Consider the following 15618-nt stretch of genomic DNA (forward strand, 5'->3'; position numbering starts at 1 on the left):
TAACGAGGAGCCCTGTGACGCCCGAGCTGGAGACCGATCCCAGCGCCTTTCCCTGTGAGCCGCCTGCGGATCTCGACGACCCGGACGCGATCGTCGGACACGACTGGCACGCCTTCCAGGATGTCGAACGCATGGGCGACCATTGGGACCGGCCTGGATGGTCGGACCAGCAGCGCTCGTACTACTGGATGCTGACCTTCACCGGGGCCACCGAACTCCTCGGCCTGGCGGAGCACTGCCAGAAGGCTCTCCTTCACCTCGGGATGGACCCCGTCCCGCAGGACGGGCTGCATGTGACCATGCTTCGAGTCGGCCGCACCGACCAGATATCTGCTGACCAGGTTGCGCGACTCCTCGACTTGACCCAGAACCTGCCCGTCGGAGCGTTTCGTCTCCAGGCCCACCCGCTGGCAGGCTCACGCGGCGCCGTCCGGTTCAGCCTCACGCCCTGGCGCCCCCTGGTCCACCTCCACGCCGTGCTCACCGCTGTCGGCGAGCGGATCGGTATTCCCGGAGGCGGACCGACACATGCCTTCCGTCCGCATCTGGGAATCGCCTACAACAACCAGGCACGGCCGGCTGCGCCCGTCGTTGAGGCCGTGGCACAGCTGCGCTCGATGCCGCCCGTCACCCTGGACGTCACATCGGTGGAGCTCGTCGAGCTGCGCCGTCAGGACAGGACATACCGGTGGCGGACAGTCCGCTCGGTCCCCCTGCACCCTGAAGTGCCCTCCCAGACCAGCCCGGGGAGCCGATGATCACGAGCCTTCGGACGCGGTGCCAGCAGGGAGGCCGGGGGCGTCGGTCGGTCTCCCTCCCCATCCGCTGCGGGATGCCGGCGCCCGTCAAGTACGGGCGGCGTGAGGCACTCTCCGCCGCGGCTGCTCTTCTATGTCGGCGCGGAGATCGGCGTAGGCCGCGTCGATCACCTGAAGCTCAGTAGCCGTGAGAGCGGGGCCGGATAGGCATCCGAAGCTCTCTTCGACTTGAGCCTTACTGGTGAAGCCGACGACGGCTGCGCAGTGGTCGGCTCTCTGCAGGCAGGAGAGCAGGGCCAACCGGGTCAGGGTCCCCTGCTCATCGCCGAAGTGGACGCGCAGGGCCTCCATCCCGGCGGTGACTCTCGCGACTCTGTCGGGAGTAAGGCCCCTGTTGCCTGGCGGCAGGCCGGAGGCGCCCAAGTTCGGCGTGGTGATTCGTGGGGCCCGCCCGGCGAGCACGCCGTGGGCCAGGGGCGCGGCGAGAACGAGGCCGACTCCGAGGCGGGCTGTGAAGGCGAACAGATCCTCGCCCTCCAGGGTGATCACCGGCGTAAGAGCGTTGAAGCGGGTCCAGACGATGTTCGGCTTGACAATCTGGAAGAGGTACAGGAACCGTGCGGCGCTGGCGTCTCGCTCCTCGGGCGTAGCGCCGTAGGGGACGTGCGGGCCGCGCAGACCGATGGCCCGCACGGCCCCTAGCTCACGCAAGGTGTGCATCTGGTCGATCGCGCTTCCGAGATAGCGGTCCTGTGGTCCGAAGTCCCAGGAGTCGAGCGTGTAGAGGTCGAGTTCCTCGGCGTAGAGGTTCTCCAGAGTCTGCTGGAACTGGTGATGGATGTGCCGGTCGGCGTAGGCGTGTGGTGCGGAGCCGCGAAGGTGCCCGACCTTGCTGCTGGTGAGAAGCCCCTGGTCTGGGTGTTCGCGCAGGAGGCGTCCCAGCATGCGCTCGGCATGGCCGGCGCCGTAGCAGTCGGCCGTGTCGAGCAAGTTGGCTCCGAGCTCGACGGCGCGGCGGAGGCCATTCAGGAATCGCCCGTCGCGTGCCTCTGCTTGTCCAGGCTCTTCGGCCACGCCGATGGCTCCGCAGTTGACACCGAGCGGATGAGCGAAGAGGCCTTGCCCCAGGTGGCGTTTCGTGGTGTCGAAAGCAGTCATCAGCGTGACCCTGCCGGAGTTAGCACGGCGATGACGATCTTTCCGTTCTCGGTCTGTTCGACCGACCATGTACTGCTGAGGTTGTGGACGAGGAACAGGCCCCTTCCGCTCATGGCCACGGCTGTCGACTTGGTGGACGAGTTTGAGGGGCTCGCGGGGAGAGCCTCGGTGTCAGGGTCTCGGTCGACGACTCCCAGCGCCGACCCGAGCTCGTAGACCTCGATCCGGATGAGGACCGCGCCGCCGGCGTGCTTGATCGCGTTGGCGATGAGCTCACTGGCAACGAGCTTCGCGTCGTCGGCCCGGGCCTCACCCAGCATGTCAGCGAGTACGACGCGAGCAATGCGTTGCGGGGCCGGACGGCCTTCAAGCACGACGTCGCGGTGGTTCAACAACTCTCCGAGGCTGCGGTCATGGACCAGCTCAGCTGTCGGGGGCACTCTCGCCTCCTCGCCATCGAGACGCCCTGCGGCGTGACCGGGTTTGACCTTTCTCCACCGTGACGGAACTGCGGTGGCATCGATACGCCGAACCGTGGCCACTTCTTCGCCACTTCCACCTCGGCTTCGTCCAATCGCCCCTTCAACGGGAAGGGCAAAGCACTTAACTCGGGCACTGTTCAACGTCGTGCCTCGCTGAAGTGGCGAAGAAGTGGCCACGGTTCGGCGTACCAGTGCGCAGCGATCCACGGCACCGTGGGTGATGCCGACAGCTCTCGCCCCGGGCTCCCGGAAGTGACAGCTTCGGTCACCACCCGCAGCACGGGCGGTAGCGCATCGACCCCCGCCGGTACGGACGGTGCTGCACCCGCGCTGGTGGACCGGCGGCGCTGCCTCAACGGCACGCTGATCCCCACGTCCAGCTGAGCGTGAGTCCAGGTCCCGCGATTTCCCCTTCAACATCTGTGAGGAGCTGACATGGCAGTCCTGACCGACGTGATTCTGGCCGTGGCGCCTGCCGGTGCAGCTGTCGCGTCCATGACCGCCTGGCACTTTCGGCGGGCCGCGATCCGGGCCAACACCGACCTCCAGCAGAGCCGGGAGCAGAACGCGGCCCTCGGTCGGCAGATCGAGTCCCGAGACCAGGAGGTGGCCCACTTCGCCACCGTCCGCCTGCCCTCCCTCACCGCGGCCCCTTCCGGCAACCCGGCACAAGCTGGAGCCTTACGCCACCCGCACCTGGCCACCACAGACTTCGGCCGCTCCCTGCAGGCGGCACTGCGGCACAGTGCAGACTTCGTCACCGACTTCAGGGGCCGGACCGAGGCGTCGGCCAACGCGCAGATCCAGGCCCTCTTCGCCCCGCTGGCGGCCCAGGCCGCGGTGCAGCAGAGCGCGATGGTGCAGCTGCTGCGGAGGGCCGGTGACGAGGAAGTCCTCCAGCACGCCTTCGCCGTCGATCACGGTGTGATGCTGCTGGTCCAGCGGATGCAGATCATCGGGGTCCTGGCGGGGCGGGAAGTGAGCAGCCGCCGCCCGGATGCCCCCCTCATGGAAGTCCTGATCGGTGCGCAGTCCCGTGTTCAGGACTACACGCGAGTCAAGGTCACCAACAAGAGCAACGGCCTCGTCAAGGGTCCGGCGGTTGAGCCGGTCGTCGTCGCTTTGGGCGCGCTCGTGGACAACGGCTGCCGGCACTCGAGCCCGGCAAGCACCGTGGCGGTGTGGAGCATGCCTGTGCAGGGCGCCATCAACATCGTCGTCGACAGCGTCGGCCCGATGCGGGATCCGGGCGGGTACGCCCACGCGGCCGCGGTACTGCCTGGGCAGCAGCGGGTGTTACTCACGTCGCTCGGTGCTCAGCTGGGCCTGGCCGCGGTGGGTGTCCTCGCCCGTCGCAGCGGCTTTCAGGCGTGGCTCGACCCCCATCAGCAAGGCGGCGTCCGTGCCGTCCTCCACCTTCCCGCGAGGCTCCTTCTTCCGGCGCCCGTCGCCGATGAGCCGCAGGACCATGACCAGGCCAGTGACGCGGTCGTGGCCAGGGCCGGTAGTGCGGGGCGGATGGCGGCATTCAGCCACGGGGCTCGCGCGGGCGGCCAGGCGGGCACCTCCGACTTCCGGGGCGCGGTCGGCGCCACCGTTCATGCCGAGTCGACGGAGCACGGTGTGCGGAGCGCGCGATGACCAGAGGACACCGGCGCCGGCCGCACCACAAGTCCATGCGGGCCGCAGGAGGCGTGCGGCAGTTCGCCTATCAAGAGTGCGGACTGCCCGTGACCGCGCGACCGGCGTCGCCCCGGCCTCGTGCTGGCGGGCCGGAGGACAGCGAGGCCCACCTTCGGGCGCGGCGTGCGGTGGAGCTGCGCCGTCAGCTGGCGACCGTGCTGTACTCCGTCGACGCGGTCCTCCCGCTCCTCACGCCGGAGGTAACCCAGGCGGTCGACGGAGCTCGGCAGTGGCTGGACGAGATCACGCCGGCCAACCCCCTTGACCCCGCAAGCACGTACATCCGGGCCCTGGAGCACACGGTGCGGATCACCCGGGAACTCCTGGCCCGGCACACGGTGGCGGCCACCTACCTCCACCTGGACAGCGAGCGCCCCCCGTGGGCTGACCACCAGCGGCTGGAGATCGCGAGCGCACCCTACTGCCGACATGTAGCCGTACGTCAACACGACGTGGCGACCAGCGGCTGGGCTCTGGAACAGCGGCCCGGCTTCGCGCGGCTGCGCGGCGACATCGAGGACGGACGGGTGCAGCTCCTCGTGGTCCGCTCGGCCGCCGACCTCTCGACACCCGGCACCTCGCTTGTCTACCGGAACCAGGCGGCGGAAACGCTCACCGTGTGGTTGGCCCGGCACCGGGCCCGGCTTCTGGTTGCCGATCAGCTCGCGCGGCCGCCGGGCAGCCCCTAGACCGCGGTCCCGTGTGGTTGACCTGACGCCGCCGCACGGAACCGGCTCCCACGACGCTGCACCCCCACGGCCGCCCCGCCCCGGTGCCACGGGCGCGACGCCGAGGCGGCTTTCACACCGTCGGGGGGCGACCCCGACCGCGCCCGCCAGCCCCGGATTACTGCTCTCCCTCCGCACGGCGGTCCAGCCGTGCCCAATTTCGAGGACCGTTCCTGTGAACAGCACGCACTCGCCGGCGATCGAGGACTTCGCCTTCCTGTCCAACGCCCAGACCTCCGCGCTCCTCGATGCGTCGGGTGCCGTGAGCTACATGCCGGGCGGTGACCGGCCGGACTCCGATCTGGTGTTCGCCAGGGCGCTGGGCAGCGAGGACAACGGGCTCTGGCGTATCCGTCCCCACGGCGCGTGCACCGTCGAGAGCCGCCGCTACCTGCCGGACACCATGATCCTGGAGACGGTGTGGCGCTCGGCGAAGGGCAAGGCCACCGTCCTCGACTACATGCCGCCCACCCGCCCCGGGTCCAACGCGCCTGGGCGGCTGTTCCGTGAGGTCCGGCTGCAGGGGCAGATTGCCATGGACTTCGAGTTCCGCCCCCGGTTCCACGACGGCCGCACGGTCCCCGAGGTGACACAGGTCGGTACGGCTCACCGGTGGGTGCGATGGCGCTTCCACGACGGAGACCAGGTGCTCTTCCTCGCGGCACAAGGCCTGGCCCATCTGGTGAAGGACCCGGGCGACGGAGCGCTGCGGGGAACTGTGTACGGCCGCATCACCGCATTCGTGATGACGCTCGGCCCGGACCTGCCTCGTCCCATGGCGCCGGACGGCCGCCGGAAGGCGACCCGAGACCGCGGACGCAGGTGGGTCGCCGGCAACGTGTTGTACGACGGCAGGTACGCGGAGCTGGTCAGGAGGTCGATGCTGACCCTGGACGGACTTCGGTACGCGCCGACCGGGGCCTACATCGCCGCTGCCACCACGTCCCTGCCGGAGGACCTCGGAGGTGTGAGGAACTGGGACTACCAGCATCACTGGTGGCGCGATGCCGAGATCACCCTCGATGCCCTCGTCGCTGGCGGTGCGAGGGAAGGCCTGGAGGCGTGGCGGCGGTTCGCTCTCGAGACGATCGGCGACAACGTGGCCAGCGTGCAGATCATGTGCGGCGTCCGCGGAGAGCGGGAGCTTCCGGAGCGGGTCATCGAACACCTGGCCGGATACGAGGGCTCCCGGCCGGTCCGGCGCGGCAACGCGGCCATCGACCAGTTCCAGCTCGACGTGTACGGGTCCATCGCGCACGCCCTCGTGCGGATCGCATCCAAGGTCGGGTGGACACCCGAGTCCGCCCGGTTGGTGATGGAGCTGGCGCGAGTGGCGGAGACCCGGTGGACCGAGCCGGACTCCGGACTGTGGGAGAGCCGGGGCGGGCTGAAGCATCACACCTACTCGAAGGTCATGGCCTGGGTAGCCATTGACCGCGCCTCCGAATTGGCCGGATCCGGAGTCGTCCCCGAGCTCCACGATCCACGCGAGGCGGGAAGGCTGCGCGCCGTTGCCGACCTGATCCGCACGGACGTCCTCACCCACGGGTTCGACAGCGAGCAGGGTTCCTTCACGCAGTCGTACGACGCGTCAGACCTGGACGCCGCCCTGCTGCGGCTCCCGCTGGTCGGGTTCATCGAGGCGAGTGACCCGCGCATGGTGGGGACGCTCGAGGCCTTGATGGACGAGCTCGCCGACGACCGGGGGTTCATGCTGCGCTATCGCACCCCCGGCGACCGGAGCGCGGACGGTCTGCCCGGCCACGAGGGGCGATTCCTCCTCTGCAGCTTCTGGCTCGTCGAGGTGCTGGCCATGGTCGGCCGAGGGAAGGAGGCCGCCGTCATCTTCGACGGGCTCGCGGGGGTTGCAGGAGGGCTGGGTCTGTTGGCGGAGGAGTTCCAGCCCTCCGCGACCGGCGGACGGCAGTTGGGGAACTTCCCGCAGGCCTTCAGCCACGCCGGCCTGGTCCGGGCCGCCCTTGCCCTGGACCGCTCCGGCGCCTGGACGGGCACCTCATGGGGGGCAGCGGCGTGAGCGAGATGTTGTTGGTAGGACACGTCGAGGAAGAGGTATTCCAGGCCCTGCTCGGAGCCACGCCACGCGACGAGGTCGAGACCTTCGTGCCGAGAGCGGACTCGCTGAGCGAACTGCTCCAGCGGGTACGGGCACGGCACCTGATGCCGCTGCGCTGCATCGCCCTCGGGGCGGTCGCCACCCACCAACTCGAACGGCCGGCGCTGGAGGCCTTCCACCTCTACCGGCAGCTCGACGAACGGACGATCAAGGCCCTCCGTGTCTGGGTTGAGCACACCGGTTACGCGCTCCCGGCGGTCAAGCCCGACATCACGCCGGTCAAGCTCGCCGGGATCCTCCACGATGTCCACCGCGCATTCGCTCTCGACCCCGCCGGGTCGGAGATCACCCTCGTGGGTGCGGCACTAGCCCATGGCCTGGTCGGCGTTGCGCAGTGGGAGAGCGTGCGGGGGGCGGCACGATGACACGGCCAGGCACGCCCATCCTGACGGGACCCACCGAGCGGGCTGGCATGCAGGGGCTGCTGGCAGGTGGCTCGGCCGGCGAGGTCGCCGCACGGCTTCACACCAGCATTTCCTCCCTCGGCCAGGCTCTGGCCCTCACCCGCAGAAGGCACGACATGCCGCTGCGCAGCGTGGCCTTGCTCGCCCTGAGCGTCGGCGAGCTCAGGTCTCCTGGCGCCCTGGAGCCCGTTCGGGCGCTGACCAGTGAACAGGAGGCCGCGGTACGAACGTGGGCGACGACGCCGAGCTCCGATCTGGGAGACATTGGCCGCCGGGCCTGCGTGCCTGCTACGGAGCTTCAGAGCCTGTTGCGGCACGCCCAGCAGCGCCTCGGGTTCGGCCCAGCCTCGGGCTGGGAGGCCGAGCTGCGTCTCCTGGGCGCTGCCGTGGCTCTTGGCCTGGCCGACCCCGCGGAGGCCGGTCAGAGCCTGCAGGCCGAGAGCGCAGCACAGTGACCAGGCAACGATCCGCTCAGGCAATCGATTCTCAGCGCCGGTTCTGGGACGCTCTGTACCTCACGGACCTTGCCGTGGACACCTTCGTGCTCCGCGAGCCGGAGTGGCGCGGGTTCGCCGCGCACGGCCAGCACGAGACTGCCAGTACGGCGATCGATGTGGGATGCGGCAGGGGCTCCATGTCCGGTGCCATGGCGCTGCAAGGAAGACTGCGGAGCACCGGCTACGACTGGTCCGAAGCAGCCGTGGCGGTAGCTCGTGAATCGCTCTCGCATCCACTGCTGTCATTCGAGAACCACGACTTCGGTATGCCGGTCCGGCCCATAGGGCTCCAGTCAGGGGCCGTGGACGTCATCTGCTGCCGATTCGTGCTCCAGTACCTTGACCTGCCGGCCTTCATCGCCCATGCGCGCTGCCTCCTGCGGCCGGGTACAGGCACGGTCTACGTAGTCACACAGGTCCGCGAGGAGATGGCGAAGCACTCCCTCGGGGGCGAAGGCCTGCCTCGGGCCGTAATCGCGGAGCTGCGAGACCAGTGGCCGACCGCTCCGTTGTGGCCGGTCACACCACGCGGCGAGGTGGTAGCCCTTGCCCTGCGCAGCGCACGTAGGGCAGGAAGCCGATGAGCAGGTCAGACCTACCCCGTGTGGGGAGCCTGATCGAACTACTGGAGCAGCTCAAGGGCGACAGCGACTACTGGGACCGGCCCCGCGGTGACTGGGGTGAGGGCCCGCCGACAAGCCGGGCGGCACTGGAGCGCCGCGAGCTCGCAAACTCCATGTTCCTGCTCGGATCCAAAGCGCTGATGCGCGGCGAGCTCCGTCCTGCGGAGAGCTGGCTGGGCCAGGCGGTGAAGGAGGACCATCCTGGCGCCTGGTTTCGGTACGCCGTTCTCGCGCACCGTTTGGGACCCAGCGCCTTTGGTGGGGACGGTGCGCGCGAATGGCGCGGCTTCCTCATCGCCTCCGCGGCCGAGCTCGGGCATGGGGACGCAGCACGAATGCGGCCCCTACTGCGTGATCCGGGAGCTGCTCCTTCCGATTTCGAGGAGTGGGAGGACCCCCATTTCGGCCCCGAGCTGCTGGCCGCGCTTGCTGCCTCCGCTCCCCCTGCTGCTGCCCAAGGACGGCGATGTTCGCAATGAGACAGCTGACGGCTCCCGACATCTCTGCCGTGGATGCCTTGATCGGTGACCGAGTGCGGTACCAGCTGAAGCGCGGGCGCCAGGTCTGTGCCGGCCCACGACTCCGCCGCATCGTCGTGACCTCGCAACGGGGCTCCACGCAGCGCGGCCGGTTGGCCGTCGGAATGTGGCGCACGGCACCTGTTCCTCGGCTCGTGGGCGCGTTCACCCTGCGCTGCGCAAGCACAGCCCCCGCCCTGATTCTGGAGAACGCCTTCACGGCCCCCGGGGAAAGAGACGTCACTCGGCTCGCATCCATGTGGACCAGCGACTTCGCAGCCCGGCAGGACGGACGCCCGCGAATCAGATGCCTGAGCTGGTCAGCCGCCGTTGCCGCGCGACAGGTGAAGGTTGGTGGGTGGACTGAAGTTCCGCGACCTGCCCACCACCGTGGCGGTGCAGTCCTTCTTGAGCAGCGCGCCACCATCATGGCTCTCCTGGACCAGTGGGTCCGAACCGAGCGACTCCCCAGCCTGTCTCCCCCAGCGGAAGCAGAGTTGCAACCGGCGCTGCACCCGCGTCAGGTGAACATCGGGAAGCTCTACGCCGCAGGCCTCACCACAGCAGGGGTTGCCGCACGGCTCTACCTGAGCGTCGACACCGTCAAATCACACACAGCCACCGCACGCCAGCTCACGGCCGCCCGGTCCACGACCGCCCTGGTCCAAGACCTCTACCTACGGGGAGAGCTGAGCAGAGGGACGGCCCGCGCGATGACAGCAGGTGTAAGCCCACGCCAGCGTGCAGTGCTGGGCTTCGCCGCGTTCGGTGATCCCCAGGCGGCAATCGGGAAGGCCATCGGAGTCTCGGTCGAAGTCGTAAAGGCGGACGTGCGAGCCCTGAAGTCGGCCTTCGGTGCCAAGACGACTCCCCACCTGGTAGCCCGCGCCTGGGATGAAGGCTTCCTGTGTTGAGCATCCCCACGACGCGGGTGGGCGCTCTGTTCGCCCGTGGGTTCAGCGGCTGCCGCACCAGGGGGTGGGCTGAAACCGGGCGCCACACCCACGTGACGCGAAGCCACGACGAACCGGGAACTGGCTGGCCCGAACGCGTGCACACGGGAGTGTTCACACGCACGCCCCCACGCAATCTGTGGACCCCCTTGCAAGCCCTGCCTCCCAGCGGTGACAGGCGGTGGGATTGCGGCAGTCAACGCTACACGCGATCAACTGGAAGGTGGCGCACCCTTCATGAAAGTGAAAAGGGACTCAAGGATCCTGAGGGCCCTGCTGGAACCCTGCGGCCCGAACCTGCAGCCCGCGGACTCGTATGGCCCGCAATGGGTACAGCAGGAAGCCCGGCGCCTGAACAAGGCGGAACTCGATCGGCAGCCCTCCGCACTCCTGAGTGGCCGCCGCCCCGGTGTCGCGCTGGACGATGCCTACCTCGTGCAGTGGCTCGGAGCCGCTGAGTGTGTCCGGCACGGCGCGCGGGTCATCGGGCACAAGGTCGGTCTCACCTCTGAGGCCATGCAGGCTCAGTTCGGGATCGACCAGCCGGACTCGGGACTGCTCCTGGACCGGATGGTCATCGCCGAGGGCCAGGACCTGCCCGTCGACGACCTCCTGGCGCCGCGAGTTGAGGGGGAGATCGCCTTCCGCCTCGCGACCGACGTGCGCGGCGAAGACGTGAACGAGCAGGAAGTCCGCGACGCCGTGGGTGAGTCGCTACTCGCTCTGGAGGTGATCGACAGCCGTTACGGCGTCGCGGGACTGACTCTCGCGGACAGCGTTGCGGACAACGCGGGCTGCGCGCGGATCGTCCTGGGGCGGGCTGTCCCCGGTGTGCCCGCGAACCTGGCGGACGAGCTCTTGACGCTCAGCGTGGACGGCGCCGTCGCTGCGTCCGGGTACGGCAGGGCGGTCCTGGGTGACCCGGTCCGCTCGCTGCTCTGGCTGGTCCGTCGGCTGCATTCGTTCGGGGTGGGGCTGCGAGCCGGGGATGTCGTCCTGGCCGGCGCCGTACACGCCAGCCTCTCTCTCCGGCCCGGTCAGACGGTGGTGCTCTCGTCACCGCGCTTCCCGGAGGCGGTGCTCCATGCCTCTTGATCTCGCACGCCCCGCGCCCAGCCCAACCATCATCCGGGAAGCCTCGGGCGCGGCTCCCAAGCTGCGTACGGCCGTCCTCGGTGCCGGGATGCTGGGCATCGACCTGGCCCAACGCCTGCTCGGATCCGCCTCGCTGGACGCACCGCTGGTCGCTGGGCGGGAGGGCAGCAGCGGGCTGAGGCAGGCGGCCCGGATGGGTTGCGCGATCTCCACCAGCGGCATCCAGGCCGTGCTGGACGCGCACGTCGACATCGTCTTCGATGCGAGTTCCGCGGAGGCTCATCCTGCGCACTGGGCGGAGCTCGCCTCGGCGAACGTCATGCTCATCGATCTCACACCCAGCAGCGGCGGCACGATGGTCGCACCCACCGTGAACGGCTTCCGCGCCGAGACCCAGCGGCACCTGAGTCTGGTGAGCTGTGGAGGACAGGCCGTCCTGCCCGTGCTGAACGTGGTGGCTAAGCACAGCACCGTCAACTACGTGGAAGTGGTCACGACCGTGGCTTCTGCCAGCGTCGGCCCTGCCACCCGCAACAACCTGGACGAGTACATCTCCACAACCGGGTACGCCGTACGCCGACTGACAGATGCCAGCACCACGAAGGTGCTGGCCACCATCAGCCCTGCCTTGCCGGCGCCCGCGTTCCGTGCGCAGATCACTGTCCTCGCCGACGAGATCGACAGCAGCGCCCTGATCGCCGGCGTGGAGTCCGCTGCCTGCGCCGTTCGGGAGTTCGCTCCTGGCTACGAGGTCAGCGCGGTGGGTGTGGCGGACGACCGGATCACGGCCACGGTGACGGTTGCCGCCCGCGGGGGGCGCCTTCCTGCGTACGCCGGAAACGTCGAGATCATCAACGCCGCCGCCGTCACCTTGGCGGAGCGCTACGCCAGCAGCCGAAGGGCGTGAGGGACCATGGAATCTGAAGAGCCCCAGGTGACCATCCACGACCCGACGCTGAGGGACGGGCAGCACGCGGTGCGCCATCAGCTCGACGCCGACCAGCTGCGTTCGTACGCCGCGGCCGCGAGCAGTGCCGGTGTTCCGGTCGTCGAGGTCGGTCACGGAAACGGTCTGGGCGCCTCCTCCCTGCAGATCGGACAGGCGCGACTGGGCGACGACGAGATGCTCGTGACCGTCCGCGAGGCGCTGTCGGGCGCCACCCGGATGGGCGTCTTCATGGTGCCCGGGTGGGGAACTGGCCGGGACATCCGCCGCGCCGCTGGGCATGGAGCCGACATCGTGCGCGTCGCCGCCCACTGCACGGAAGCCAACGTCACCGCCCGGCACCTCGGTCTCGTCCGCGAGCTTGGCCTCGAGGCGCAGGCCGTGCTGCTGATGAGCCACATGGCCAACCCCGAGAGGCTCGCGAAGGAGTGCGGGCGGGCTGTGTCCTACGGCGCCCAGGCCGTCGGCATCATGGACTCCGCCGGCCACTACCTCCCCGCCGATGTCGCCGAGCGCATCAGGCGCATCGTCGATGAGGTGGGCGACGTGCCGGTGATCTTCCACGGGCACAACAACCTGGCCATGGCCGTGGCCAACTCCGTCGCCGCGGTCGAGGCCGGCGCCCGCGTGATCGACGCGTGCGCGCGCGGTTTCGGAGCGGGGGCCGGGAACACGCAACTCGAGGTCCTCGTCGCGGTCCTGCACCGGATGGGACACCCGACCGGTATCGACCTGACCTCCCTGCTGCACGCTGCTGACACGGCACACGACCGACTCATGGCGATACCCCCGTCGATCGACTCCCTCGCGCTGATGTCCGGGCTCGCCGGCGTCTTCTCGGGATTCAAGCCCCGGGTCCTGTCCGCGGCCGCGGCGGCAGGCGTCGACCCCATCGAGGTCTTTGCCGAGCTGGGCCGCCGCCAGGTCGTGGCGGGCCAGGAAGACCTGATCGACGACGTCGTACGCGCCCTGGCGGGTGCGTCATGACCCGTCTTCCTCACTTCGCTGTCCCCGCGGTCCTCTGCGGAGTGGGCACGGCCCTGCCTGACCGCGCGGTGTCCAACGACGAGATCGGCGGGCAGATCGGGGTGTCCGAGGACTGGATCATGCAGCGCACCGGTATCAGCAGCCGGCTCCGTTGCGGTACGGGCACGTCGACAGCGGACCTCGCCGTCGGGGCCGGGGCAGCAGCACTGGAATCGTCGGGGGGCCAGCCTGTTGAGGCCGTGATCGTGGCAACCGCGACCCCCGACCACCTGATGCCCGCTACCGCCCCCACAGTCGCTGCCCGGCTCGGCCTGACAGGCGTCGCGGCCTTCGACGTCGCCGCCGCGTGCACCGGCCTGCTGTACGCCCTCCAGGTCGCACACGGGTTCATCTGCACAGGCTCGGCTCAGCGGGTGCTGGTCATCGCGGCGGACCGCCTGTCACACACGACCGACCCGAGCGACCCCGCGACGGCGCCGCTGTTCGGAGACGGCGCTGCGGCGGTCGTCCTGCGGCGTGGCCGAGCGGACGAGCCGGGTGCGCTCGGGCCAATTGTGCTGGGCGCGGATGGGCAGCACGCGGACGCTCTCGTCATCCCGCACGGGCGGTTCATGCGGATGCGGGGCAGAGAGGTCTTCCAGCACGCCATCACCCACCTCGTGCAGGTCTCCGAGCAGGCGACATCGGCCGCGGGCTGGAGTCCAGGGGACATCGACCGTCTCGTCCCCCACCAGGCGAACGCCCGGATCACTACCGCCGTCGCCCAACGCCTGGGAGTCGACCGCCGTCACGTGCTGGAGAGCATCGAGGAGCTCGGCAACACCAGCGTGGCGTCCATCCCGCTCACCCTCGCCAGGGCGGCTGCGGGGGGCGGACTCCGCGAAGGCCACCGGGTTCTGCTCGCCGCCTTCGGCGCGGGACTGACCTGGGGGGCCACCACTCTCGTCTGGCCCCGCCTGGAGTGCGTGGCTGGCCACCCGAATACCCCTGACCGTTTGGAGGCCGCACGGTGAACCAGGACCTGAGGGACATCCTCGTCAACCACCTGCAGCTCGACCCGGACAACCTGGGGACCGAAGCCCGCCTGGAGGACGCCGGGGTGGACTCACTGGCCATCGTCGAGCTGAACATGCTCCTCGGGGAGCGTCACGGGACGGAGATCGGAGAGGACCGGCTGGCGTCCGTCACGACCATCGGCGCGCTCGCGCAGCTGGTCGAGGACCACTACAACGCCGGGGGACCGCAGTGAGCACTTCCTTCGCCGCGGCCGGTACATGGCTGATCACGCCGCCGAGGGCCGGCCGGTTCGACAGTGCCCTGCGCGCCTGCCCGGACGTCGCCCTGCTCGACCTGGAGGACTCCGTCCGTGCCGAGTCCAAGGACGCTGCCCGCGAGGCGGCCCTGGCCTACCTCACGGCCCGCGACCAGGACGGAGGAGTTGTGACCGGCCTGCGGATCAACTCGCCGGGCACGATGTACGGGCTGAAGGACCTGGCCGCCATCGCCGACTCCAGCATGTGTGACGCCGTGGTGCTCGTGCCGAAGGTGGAATCCGCCCGCGACATCGACCTCGTGTCCCAGGCCCTGGACGCCGAACGGCGGAGGCTGAGCCTGTGGGCCCTGATCGAGACACCGCGTGCGATCCTCCAGCTCGACGCCGTTCTCGCGACGCCGAGGCTGCAGGGCGTGGTCTTCGGCGCGGCCGACTACGCAGCCGCCACCGGGTGCGGCACCAACACCAAGGCGCTGTGGTGGGCGCGCTCCGCCCTGGCGGCCGGCGCCGCAGCGGCCGGAATCCCTGCGATCGACTCGCCGTACTTCGAGCTGAACGACACCGATGGCCTGCGCGCGGATGCCGAGAATGCCCGGGTCCTGGGATACGCGGGCAAGGGCGCTGTCCACCCCGACCAGCTGCCCGTCATCCGCGAGGCATTCCGCCCCACCGCCACCGAGGTCGCCGAGGCTCGCGCGATCGTGGCTGCCGCCGACGAGGCCGGAGGCGACATGACGCGCGCCGGCGGCCACATGGTAGGCCCGCCCCTGGTCGCGGCCGCCCGCGCCCTACTCGCCCGCACCGCCAGGACCCCCCAGCCGTCCACTCCCCAGGAGGCAGCCGATGAATAGCATCCCCCAGGGGTACAGGCCCGTCGGAGATAGTCGAGTGCGCGAGCTCGTCGGCCGCGGGCTGGAGGAGTTCACGGTCGGCGAGGTCATCGAGCACCGGCCGGCCCGGACTGTGTCGGACATGGACCGCTCCATGGTCCTGGCGCTGACCGGCAACCCCGCCCCCGTCCACTCCGACGCCGAGTACTGCGAGCGGACCGGCCGCGAGCAACTGCTGGTATGCGGCATCACGACGCTCGGGATCGTGGTCGGCGCCACGGTGCGCTCCACGAGCGGCCTGACCTCTGCCAACCTCGCCCTCGACGACGTGCGCTTCACCAGCCCCGTCCACGTCGGTGACACCCTGCGTGCCGAGACCAAGGTCCTTGCCGCACGGCCGTCCAAACGCCGCCGTGACCAGGGCGTCGTGACCTGCCAGACCACCGCCTTCAACCAGCGAGACGAGCAGGTTCTCACCTTCACCCGCACGTTCCTGGTCCCCGTGGACGCCACCGCCGTCCGCGACACCACCTCCTACTGAAAGAGAGC

18 protein-coding genes are annotated in these 15618 nt (G+C 69.6%); 16 read left to right on the top strand and 2 right to left on the bottom strand.

The features are described from left to right. Positions 1-14: 14 nt before the first annotated feature. Positions 15-758, top strand: a complete 744-nt coding sequence (locus ACFWP3_RS09675) for a 2'-5' RNA ligase family protein (RefSeq protein ID WP_384218135.1) — start codon at positions 15-17, stop codon at positions 756-758. Positions 759-845: 87 nt separating this feature from the next. Here the strand turns inward: ACFWP3_RS09675 and ACFWP3_RS09680 are convergent, their stop codons facing one another. Further along, positions 846-1916 carry an aldo/keto reductase gene (locus tag ACFWP3_RS09680; RefSeq protein WP_384218137.1) on the bottom strand — a complete coding sequence of 357 codons (1071 nt, stop codon included), beginning with the start codon at positions 1914-1916 and terminating at the stop codon, positions 846-848. Beyond that, entirely contained in the window at positions 1916-2356 is a 441-nt protein-coding gene (locus ACFWP3_RS09685; RefSeq protein ID WP_384218139.1) for an ATP-binding protein, read from the bottom strand. Before ACFWP3_RS09685 ends, ACFWP3_RS09680 begins: the two co-directional genes overlap by 1 nt. A gap of 477 nt (positions 2357-2833) precedes the next feature. Here ACFWP3_RS09685 and ACFWP3_RS09690 point away from each other — a divergent pair, with 477 nt between their 5' ends. From ACFWP3_RS09690 to ACFWP3_RS09760, 15 genes are all read left to right on the top strand, one after another. Next, the gene (locus tag ACFWP3_RS09690; protein ID WP_384218141.1) at positions 2834-4039 is read left to right on the top strand and encodes a hypothetical protein; all 1206 of its coding nucleotides are present in this window, start codon (positions 2834-2836) and stop codon (positions 4037-4039) included. Continuing rightward, a complete protein-coding gene (locus tag ACFWP3_RS09695; protein WP_384218143.1) occupies positions 4036-4770 on the top strand; it encodes a hypothetical protein in 735 nt (244 codons plus the stop codon). The genes ACFWP3_RS09690 and ACFWP3_RS09695 overlap by 4 nt, the downstream gene beginning before the upstream one ends. Before the next feature lie 214 nt (positions 4771-4984). Continuing rightward, a complete protein-coding gene (locus tag ACFWP3_RS09700) occupies positions 4985-6844 on the top strand; it encodes a glycoside hydrolase family 15 protein (RefSeq protein WP_384218145.1) in 1860 nt (619 codons plus the stop codon). Next, a complete protein-coding gene (locus tag ACFWP3_RS09705; protein WP_384218148.1) occupies positions 6841-7308 on the top strand; it encodes a hypothetical protein in 468 nt (155 codons plus the stop codon). The genes ACFWP3_RS09700 and ACFWP3_RS09705 overlap by 4 nt, the downstream gene beginning before the upstream one ends. Positions 7309-7355: 47 nt before the next feature. Continuing rightward, a complete protein-coding gene (locus ACFWP3_RS09710) occupies positions 7356-7802 on the top strand; it encodes a hypothetical protein (RefSeq protein WP_384218150.1) in 447 nt (148 codons plus the stop codon). Positions 7803-7876: 74 nt separating this feature from the next. After that, positions 7877-8428, top strand: coding sequence for a class I SAM-dependent methyltransferase (locus ACFWP3_RS09715; protein WP_384218152.1), 552 nt, complete (start codon positions 7877-7879; stop codon positions 8426-8428). A gap of 20 nt (positions 8429-8448) precedes the next feature. Beyond that, complete coding sequence (locus ACFWP3_RS09720) at positions 8449-8946, top strand: hypothetical protein (RefSeq protein ID WP_384218155.1); 498 nt, start codon at positions 8449-8451, stop codon at positions 8944-8946. A gap of 563 nt (positions 8947-9509) precedes the next feature. Then, positions 9510-9899: a hypothetical protein gene (locus ACFWP3_RS09725; protein WP_384218157.1), complete on the top strand. Its 390-nt coding sequence runs from the start codon at positions 9510-9512 to the stop codon at positions 9897-9899. Between the two features lie 276 nt (positions 9900-10175). Beyond that, positions 10176-11033, top strand: coding sequence for a 2-keto-4-pentenoate hydratase (locus tag ACFWP3_RS09730; RefSeq protein WP_384218159.1), 858 nt, complete (start codon positions 10176-10178; stop codon positions 11031-11033). Continuing rightward, positions 11023-11940: an acetaldehyde dehydrogenase gene (locus ACFWP3_RS09735; RefSeq protein WP_384218161.1), complete on the top strand. Its 918-nt coding sequence runs from the start codon at positions 11023-11025 to the stop codon at positions 11938-11940. The genes ACFWP3_RS09730 and ACFWP3_RS09735 overlap by 11 nt, the downstream gene beginning before the upstream one ends. Positions 11941-11946: 6 nt before the next feature. Next, positions 11947-12966 (top strand): 4-hydroxy-2-oxovalerate aldolase, encoded by a 1020-nt coding sequence (gene dmpG / locus ACFWP3_RS09740; RefSeq protein ID WP_384218163.1) that lies wholly within the window; start codon positions 11947-11949, stop codon positions 12964-12966. Further along, a complete protein-coding gene (locus ACFWP3_RS09745) occupies positions 12963-13979 on the top strand; it encodes a beta-ketoacyl-ACP synthase 3 (RefSeq protein WP_384218166.1) in 1017 nt (338 codons plus the stop codon). The genes dmpG and ACFWP3_RS09745 overlap by 4 nt, the downstream gene beginning before the upstream one ends. Then, positions 13976-14215 carry an acyl carrier protein gene (locus ACFWP3_RS09750; RefSeq protein WP_384218168.1) on the top strand — a complete coding sequence of 80 codons (240 nt, stop codon included), beginning with the start codon at positions 13976-13978 and terminating at the stop codon, positions 14213-14215. The genes ACFWP3_RS09745 and ACFWP3_RS09750 overlap by 4 nt, the downstream gene beginning before the upstream one ends. Further along, the gene (locus tag ACFWP3_RS09755) at positions 14212-15090 is read left to right on the top strand and encodes an HpcH/HpaI aldolase/citrate lyase family protein (RefSeq protein ID WP_384218170.1); all 879 of its coding nucleotides are present in this window, start codon (positions 14212-14214) and stop codon (positions 15088-15090) included. Before ACFWP3_RS09750 ends, ACFWP3_RS09755 begins: the two co-directional genes overlap by 4 nt. Positions 15091-15127: 37 nt before the next feature. After that, positions 15128-15610 (top strand): MaoC family dehydratase, encoded by a 483-nt coding sequence (locus ACFWP3_RS09760; RefSeq protein ID WP_384218172.1) that lies wholly within the window; start codon positions 15128-15130, stop codon positions 15608-15610. Positions 15611-15618: the final 8 nt, after the last annotated feature.

The sequence above is a fragment of the Streptomyces sp. NPDC058525 genome (assembly GCF_042719495.1).
In the GTDB taxonomy this organism is placed as follows: domain Bacteria; phylum Actinomycetota; class Actinomycetes; order Streptomycetales; family Streptomycetaceae; genus Streptomyces.

Excerpts from the sequence above, each read along its gene's own strand:
- ACFWP3_RS09710 (WP_384218150.1), top strand. The coding sequence starts at position 7,356 with ATGCAGGGGCTGCTGGCAGGTGGCTCGGCCGGCGAGGTCGCCGCACGG.
- ACFWP3_RS09730 (WP_384218159.1), top strand. The coding sequence starts at position 10,176 with ATGAAAGTGAAAAGGGACTCAAGGATCCTGAGGGCCCTGCTGGAACCC.
- ACFWP3_RS09695 (WP_384218143.1), top strand. The coding sequence starts at position 4,036 with ATGACCAGAGGACACCGGCGCCGGCCGCACCACAAGTCCATGCGGGCC.
- ACFWP3_RS09680 (WP_384218137.1), bottom strand. The coding sequence starts at position 1,916 with ATGACTGCTTTCGACACCACGAAACGCCACCTGGGGCAAGGCCTCTTC.
- ACFWP3_RS09735 (WP_384218161.1), top strand. The coding sequence starts at position 11,023 with ATGCCTCTTGATCTCGCACGCCCCGCGCCCAGCCCAACCATCATCCGG.
- ACFWP3_RS09745 (WP_384218166.1), top strand. The coding sequence starts at position 12,963 with ATGACCCGTCTTCCTCACTTCGCTGTCCCCGCGGTCCTCTGCGGAGTG.
- dmpG (WP_384218163.1), top strand. The coding sequence starts at position 11,947 with ATGGAATCTGAAGAGCCCCAGGTGACCATCCACGACCCGACGCTGAGG.
- ACFWP3_RS09690 (WP_384218141.1), top strand. The coding sequence starts at position 2,834 with ATGGCAGTCCTGACCGACGTGATTCTGGCCGTGGCGCCTGCCGGTGCA.